Annotated in this window: 7 protein-coding genes and 1 pseudogene; 2 read left to right on the forward strand and 6 right to left on the reverse strand. The window is 53.7% G+C overall.

Going from position 1 to position 6,936, the window contains the following annotated elements:
• Positions 1-79: 79 nt before the first annotated feature.
• The 6 genes and pseudogenes from AUK77_RS09865 to AUK77_RS09890 all read right to left on the reverse strand — a co-directional run.
• Positions 80-526: pseudogene (locus AUK77_RS09865) on the reverse strand (conjugal transfer protein TrbJ); the annotation flags it as partial.
• A 25-nt stretch (positions 527-551) separates the two neighbouring features.
• Complete coding sequence (locus AUK77_RS09870; protein WP_296128932.1) at positions 552-923, reverse strand: conjugal transfer protein TrbJ; 372 nt, start codon at positions 921-923, stop codon at positions 552-554.
• Between the two features lie 267 nt (positions 924-1,190).
• Positions 1,191-1,562 (reverse strand): TraK family protein, encoded by a 372-nt coding sequence (locus AUK77_RS09875; RefSeq protein WP_296128935.1) that lies wholly within the window; start codon positions 1,560-1,562, stop codon positions 1,191-1,193.
• A 22-nt stretch (positions 1,563-1,584) separates the two neighbouring features.
• Positions 1,585-2,436, reverse strand: coding sequence for a helix-turn-helix domain-containing protein (locus tag AUK77_RS09880; RefSeq protein ID WP_296128938.1), 852 nt, complete (start codon positions 2,434-2,436; stop codon positions 1,585-1,587).
• A 5-nt stretch (positions 2,437-2,441) separates the two neighbouring features.
• Positions 2,442-2,663, reverse strand: a complete 222-nt coding sequence (locus tag AUK77_RS09885; RefSeq protein ID WP_296128942.1) for a helix-turn-helix domain-containing protein — start codon at positions 2,661-2,663, stop codon at positions 2,442-2,444.
• Between the two features lie 653 nt (positions 2,664-3,316).
• The gene (locus tag AUK77_RS09890) at positions 3,317-4,384 is read right to left on the reverse strand and encodes a site-specific integrase (protein ID WP_296128945.1); all 1,068 of its coding nucleotides are present in this window, start codon (positions 4,382-4,384) and stop codon (positions 3,317-3,319) included.
• 325 nt (positions 4,385-4,709) lie between these two features.
• Between AUK77_RS09890 and AUK77_RS09895 the strand changes: the two genes are divergently transcribed.
• Both AUK77_RS09895 and AUK77_RS09900 read left to right on the forward strand, forming a co-directional pair.
• Positions 4,710-6,173 (forward strand): hypothetical protein, encoded by a 1,464-nt coding sequence (locus AUK77_RS09895; RefSeq protein ID WP_017675731.1) that lies wholly within the window; start codon positions 4,710-4,712, stop codon positions 6,171-6,173.
• A gap of 251 nt (positions 6,174-6,424) precedes the next feature.
• Positions 6,425-6,598 (forward strand): AlpA family phage regulatory protein, encoded by a 174-nt coding sequence (locus AUK77_RS09900; protein WP_230927756.1) that lies wholly within the window; start codon positions 6,425-6,427, stop codon positions 6,596-6,598.
• Positions 6,599-6,936: the final 338 nt, after the last annotated feature.

Genomic DNA, 6,936 nt, shown 5'->3' on the forward strand with positions numbered 1-6,936 from the left:
CTCCTGCTCAAAAATTGAGCAGAAGCAGTTGAACACCTGGGTCAGTTTTCAGTCGGCAGAACAGCCTCTACTGGGTCAGTTTTCGGTCAGCGGCAACAAGGCGGCGATTGGCGGACATCGCTTCGCGCTCACTTGGCGTACATCCCCCACCACTGAAGCATGGCGAACTGCGGTAGTAGGCAGCGTCCTGGTACTTGGCCAAATAGGCGTCCAGGCTGCCAGCTTTACGCTGGTAGTACGCCAGCATGTCCTGCGCCTCGATCAACTTATTGATCGTGCGGTTGGCCTGATCCCAGATATAGGCCGCAGGCGCGGCCGTGTTCTGCAGCTGATTTTCATACTGCTGCAGCTGGGTCGAGTACTGCTCCACCTGCTTGGCATATTGTTCAACCTGCTTGAGCGTCTGGGCAACGCTCTCCATGGCTGTCAGCACGTTCTGGGTCAGGTTGCCCCCATCGATAACGGGGATGCCTGCATAGGCCTGCTGACCGCTTAGCGAACAGAGCGCCAAAGCGATGAGGCCCATTTTTTTAGCCGCTAAAATTTCCACATCACTCTCCTTGCACCTTGATTACCAGATCCAGCATTGCTTGCTGCGTCTGCTGAATCCTCGACAAAACAACCTCAATGGTTCTGCGCATCTGAACTGCGTCGAAACCGGCAAAGCGCTCATCGTTGGTCAGCCACATCTTGAGCAAGCCACCCAGCCGCCCCTGATCACCGTTGATCTTCGCCAGCTCAAGAATCATCTTGCTGTCGAGAATGCTGGGGGGCTGATGTCCCATACCTAGGCAGCGCAATAGCGACGACATGCTGTGCCCTGTCTGCTTGGCAAGCGCATCAATCTGTGATTTCTCCTCTGGCGTAACCCACACGTTTATGGGCGTGGTTTCTTTCCTGGTTATTGCTCGTTGTTCAGTCATCAACTGCTCCTATAGCGGCGGCAGCCGCTTACCCCGCAGGGCAAGACACTCGTTGAGCGCGTAGCGCGAATAAGGGTGCAGTGAAGAAACTGTGCCGGCTTGCCGGTACAGGTACTTCACCTGTCTTGCCCGGCATTTCATGCCGATTGAAGGCCTGTAGGAGTGACCAATTAATCGCCTCTCTACCGTTCAACGATGGGTTAACGCCAAGTGAGCGGAAGTTGAACGGTTCAGTTGGTGTTTGAACGCCTATGTGGGGGTTGATGTTCATGGCAGTAGTGCCTTAGTGGGCTTTGCGCTAAACGCATAGGTGTCTGCAGCGGCTTCAAGTGTTTCCCCAGTCGGGTGCTCGCTGCTGCTTGCTGACGCAGGGTTATCAACCAGTTGGCGTGCATAGCGGCGGAAGGCCTGGTAGGTAAACGTGACGCGCTGTTCATCGAACAAAACCTGCCAGATTGCCAGCAGCGACCAGCCATCGGTGACGGCCTGCTGAATGTCTTCTCGCAGGGAAATAAATACGCTGCGATTTCGCGCAGCTGTGCTGGCATCCGTCTGTTGCTGGATGCGTGCGGCTATGCGCTCCGACAGACTTTTGCGGGGGGGCGGATGAAAGGTGTTTTGGATTGTTCGCGGGCTCATTCATTTGATAATCCCTCAAGTGTCAACCAAGCACGTTTTCATCAACGGCTGTGGCGCTGCGTGGTGGCTTTGGGCGTTTTCGATCCGCGTTGATTGACACTTGGGGGATCGAGATAAGGGGGTGTCGACTCAGGTGTTGCTGGGCCTGCCGGCTCGAAATAGTTTTTCCGGTTATGAACCGTGCAACCTCAGGTGGTATCCCGCCCTGGATTAGCTTCTGTTCGTACTCTTGCTCGGATATGCCGAGAGCGGCCTGGGCAGATAGCGGCACGTAGTCTCTGCGACGGATGACTGCACGCAGCCAGCGCGAGGGGGTCGTATGGATTTTTCCTCTGGTCAGCGCATTGATCAGCAGTGCCTTAGTTTCGGCGCGTTTTTCCTGTGACAGGCCATCCATGATCGCCATGATTTCCCCTTGCTCTTCAGGTGGCAGCTGAGCAAGTACGCATGGCTGCACGTGTGATGATTCTTTTTTGGGTTCATGTGGTGGTTGTAGGGGTGACATAGCTGTGTCACTCCCCCCGCGACATAGCTGTGTCACCCCGGGGGTGTCACGGCTGTCACCCCCCGCCTGTATCAATGCGGGGGAGGGTGACAATTTGTCAGGGGGGTACATTTCGAGGGTGTAGCCGTTGGAAACCTGTCCGCCGAGCGCATTGAAACGAGCGCTGATCTTCAGCAAACCGCTATCTAGAAGATCCTTGACGGTTCTCTGAGCTGTCCGCTCCGATACACAGCACTTGGCCGCAATTGTTTTGATCTTTGGCCAGCAGTAACCCTGGTCGTCGGCGTTATCTGCTAGCGCCATGAGAACCAACTTTGAGCCTGGTGGAAGGTTCTGCTCCCATGCCCAGTTCATGGCTTTGATACTCATCGATGTTACTCGTACGTATCAAAGAGTCTGGCTACTTCAGCGGTTTTGAAATAGACGCGCCTGCCGATTTTCACTCGGCAGGGAAGAATCTTGCGAGACAGATCATTGTTGCTGCACAAGGTGATTCGTAGTCCCTGTTTGCTGCGATGCAATAGCTCAGCCAACTGTTCAAGTGACAGTAGTGGAGCACCGTTGTAGCGATTCAGTATTAGTTCTTCGGTGGTCATTGTTAGTCTCACGAAGATTGATGTGGTGGAAGTTATTGTGATGATTAATTGCGGTAGTTCAATACGTGAACAGAAATTTGTATTGATAATTAATGGGTTAGCTGAACTATTGTTTTTATTTGGAAGTGCGGGTGTGCAATTAGGATAATGTGTCCTAATTGCCACTGAATGCGCGCCTGGGCGCGGGGTGTGAGCCTGTAAGCAATCGAATTAGTTGATGCTTTCTGGATTGGTAGGCGTTAAAGATGATGAGGTGCAAAAATTTAGCCGCTAAATTTTTGGGTGGTGTGTCTGTGTGCAATATGCTGTGGGCTTGGGGTGTTATATATATGTTGGCTTCTGAGCGGAGTGCCGATCGTTTAAGTTGGGTATGATGCCGCTTGAGGTGGAGAGATGCTGGGTATTAGAGATGGGGGTGATTTTAAGTGTCGTGGTTTGGTTGGGTAATAATAAGAATATTATTATTCTTATTATTTTCGGTCTCCATGAGGGGCTGTGATTGTATTTACTTTGCTTTATCGCTGGTCGCGTCCAGCGCAGCAACCAAGTTAAGAGGTTGTTGCGGCTAGCAGACGTAAAGCTGAGGGTGTCCGGCCTGAAGCGATCATGCTCAATCGGTAGTAGGTCGCGGTTATACCCTGGCTTATCCGGGTCTAGGGTCGGCCCTTCTCCAGCTTATCAAGCTTGCTAACTAGGTCTTCGGCGCGCAGGTGCGTGTAGCGCTTCAGCATCTGCATCGACTTATGCCCGCTGATGGCGGACACCTCCTGGTCAGACAGACCGCCCTCGACTAGCCGGCTTACCGCCTCATGGCGCAGATCGTGGAAGCGTAGATCGGGCATACCTAGCTTGGTCTTCAGCAATCCCCAGGTCTTGGTGAAGGCGTAAGCGCTGCGCTTGCCGGTTTTGCCTGGCTCACCAAAGAACACCAAGTCACAGTCAATCGGGCGTACAGGGTTGTTCAGCGCAGCCTGGAAGGTTTCTGTGGCCCACTTGCTGAGAGGGACGGTGCGAGCGCTGTCGTTCTTGGTGTCTGAGAGACGCACCACGCGTTTTTTCATGTCGACCTGGTGCCTGCGCAAGGACGTGATCTCAGACGAGCGCATGCCTGTTTCCAAGGCAATACGGACGATCCAGCCAAGCATAGGGTTGCTGTGATTATTCACAGCGGTCAGCAGGCGGCGTTCTTCCTCTGCAGACAAGCGCCGGTCGCGGCCTTCGCCTGGGCTCGGTTTGCGGATGTTCAACACCGGGTTGAAGCTCAGGCCCAAGCCCCATTCCTGAATCGCCACGGTGAACAGGTGGCTGAGCAGGGCCAGTTCCAAGCGCACGGTGTTGTTGCCGGTGGGTTTGCCGCGATTGGTGATCGAGGCCAGGCGGGTGTCGCGGTAGCCGGCGATGATTTCAGCGGAGAGGGCGGCCATCGAGTATTTGCCCAGATGGCTGATCAGCTGCTGTGCTTTGGTGGCTTCGGCGCGCTGGGTGGTCGGCTTCTTGGTCGGGCTGATTTCGCTGAGGTAGCGTTTCAGCGCCATTTCCAAGGTCATGCGTTCGGAGCCGCTGCGTTGGATGTACACGCCCCTGACCATTTCGTCTTCGGTGCGGCGTGCCCAGTCTTCGGCATCGCGCTTGGTGCGGAAGGTTTTGGTGTTGGTCGGCCAGCCGGTTTTGCGTACCAGGGCCTTCCAGGTGCCGGCATCCGTTTTGACGATGGTGGCCATTTTTCCCTACTCCAAAGCGTACCGCTGTACCGGCACTGTACTGAATTTGTACCTTTGGACTATAGGACTGGTAAAGCTGTTTTTCTTGCGGGCATGAAAAAGCCGCGCAGTGCGCGGCTTTGGAGTTGGTGGGCCCACACGGACTCGAACCGTGGACCAAAGGATTATGAGGCGGTAAAAAGCACGTTTCTGGTCGTTTCCCAGCGTCTCCCGAAAAAAGCCGATTTAGCGCGTTATCCTAAATTCAAGGGGTTAGGTGTTTCCCCTTGGTTCTGGGTATGGCCGGTCATGCCCTAAGAAACGGTACGCAAAACGGTACGCAGAAATGGCAGAGGCATCGGGCAAGGCGAGTAGTAGGAAATTTCTGACAGATGTGGAGCTGAAGGCGCTTAAGCCTGGTCAGACTGCCACCGATTCACTGCCAGGCCGAGGTAGTGGATCAATCCTGTTCGAGTGCCGTGCTTCAGGAGCTGTTGAAGGGTACTACCGCCGCCGCGATGGCGGGGGCCAGAAGATCAAGCTAGGAGTCTTCAAGAAAACACCCAAGAGCCCCGGTCTCTCACTTACTGAACTTCGCGAGCAAGCGGTACGTTACGCAAAGATCGCGGCAGAGCATGGTGATATCAAGGCTTACCTAGCCAGATGTGCTGCCGAGGAAGAGGTCGAGCAAGCAGAACGCCAGCGCCAGCTGCATGAGCAGCAGCGACTTGCTGCAATAGAGGCTTCAAAAGGCACTTTGTCCGAATTGTTCCGGGATTACATCGAAGACCGTCGCCGTGATGATGTTTCAGCTGCACAGATCAAGGAGTTCGAGCGTGTGCTGTCTAAGGATCTGGAAGGCGAGAAAGTTGTAGCTGTGAGCAAGGAAGGCCAAGAGGAACGGCTCGACATCATGAATATGAAGGCCAAGGATGTCAGGCCGGAGCATGTGAATCTTCTGCTGAAACCAATCTGGGACAGGGGAGCTAGACGTCAGGCAGGCAAGGTTCGTTCGTTTCTCGTTGCTGCTTTCAATTTTGGTCTAAAAGCTGAGCATCATATCGACCGAAGCAGTACTAAAAGCTATGGGCTTCAGATGAATCCTGCGGATCCAGTGACTGTCCCGAACACGTCAAAACCTGGCGAGCGCGCTCTGACTGATAAGGAGCTGAGGCAATTTTGGCACACCATTACAAAGGTCGATTCGGTTGGTGCGATTATGGCGCGTGTCTTTCACTTTGCTTTTGCTACTGCAGGGCAGCGTCCCCTCCAGTTTATTCGTGAGCCCTGGACCAGCTACAACTTTCAAAAGAAGTATTTGAAGATCATCGATAGCAAAGGGCGTGGCAGTAAAAAACGTGCACACTTCGTTCCCTTAAGCCGCAGGGCCTTGCAGGTACTCGAACAGGTTCGTGCCCTGCAGCCTCCAGGGGCCGTATACCCTTGGAGTGTTGGTGGACAAAAGCCAATTCACGCGTCCAGTTTGTCTCATGCTGTGAGCGAGTGGCTCGCTACTGACCACGCCAAAATGAACGGCCAGCCCATCCCAAAATTTAGCCCACGTGATATTCGGCGCACATGCACGCAGTTCATGCAGCGTAACGGCATCAAGGATTTCGATAGTGACGCGTTGCAGTCACACGGACAAACAGGTGTTGTCGTTACGCACTATCGCAATAACCCTGAAGCGAAATTGCCTCAGATGCGCCCGACCATGGAGGCTTTCGATGCCGCGCTTAGCCGCCTGCTCGATAGTCCTGACGAGGATGAGCATCAGGCTGAGCAGCTGGATTTGTTCGAGACTGGATAAGTTCCAGAAAAGTCAAGTATTTTGTTGTGCGACCTAGGTTGCTGTGGAAATATACAGGTGTGAGGTTATCCGGAGCCTCTAGGTTTGCTGCTGTGACGTTGTCTACTTGATGCGCAGCGGAATTGGAAAAGTAGAACTAATGCCTGGAAGGCATGATCCGGCAGAGCAGTCAGCTATGAGGAACGCATTACCACCGCAGTACCCACATGAATCCACCAGCCTCTCTTTCTGGGAGGTGGGATATGTCTGAGATGATCCTTTTGGACTTCAATGCGGTTAGCCGCAAAGTCGGATTGAGTCGTAAAACTATCTACTGCCGTATCCGAGAGGGTGACTTCCCGAGACAGGTGAAGATAGGCCGAGCAAGCCGCTGGCTTCAGCACGAAGTCGACGACTGGATAGCCAGTGCAGCTGCAGCGAGATAGTAAAGAGGCCGGTCATATGACCGGCATTTTTTTGCCTGAAAGGATCATAGGACTTTTGATCCTATGATCCTTTCTGCAGTGCTGGTCTGATAGATATTGTGTCGACCGCTTGAGCCAGAATCAGTAACAAAGGCTGGGTACTACCAGTATCGTTCTGCATAGATCTAGCGCATGCCTATTCAGGCGTTGCCTGATTTGAGCGCTGGGTATCAAGGAGTATCAAGTGTTTCGTAGACCCATTGTATGCGTCCGGGCATCACGCCTTGCGTGATTAAAGTGGCTGCCACTTATGCGGTAGCAATTGATCGATGTCACTCGCCCGCTGCGTCGGCAGGCGC

Origin of the sequence: Pseudomonas sp. Ga0074129 (assembly GCA_001465025.1) — a bacterium.
Lineage (GTDB): Bacteria > Pseudomonadota > Gammaproteobacteria > Pseudomonadales > Pseudomonadaceae > Aquipseudomonas.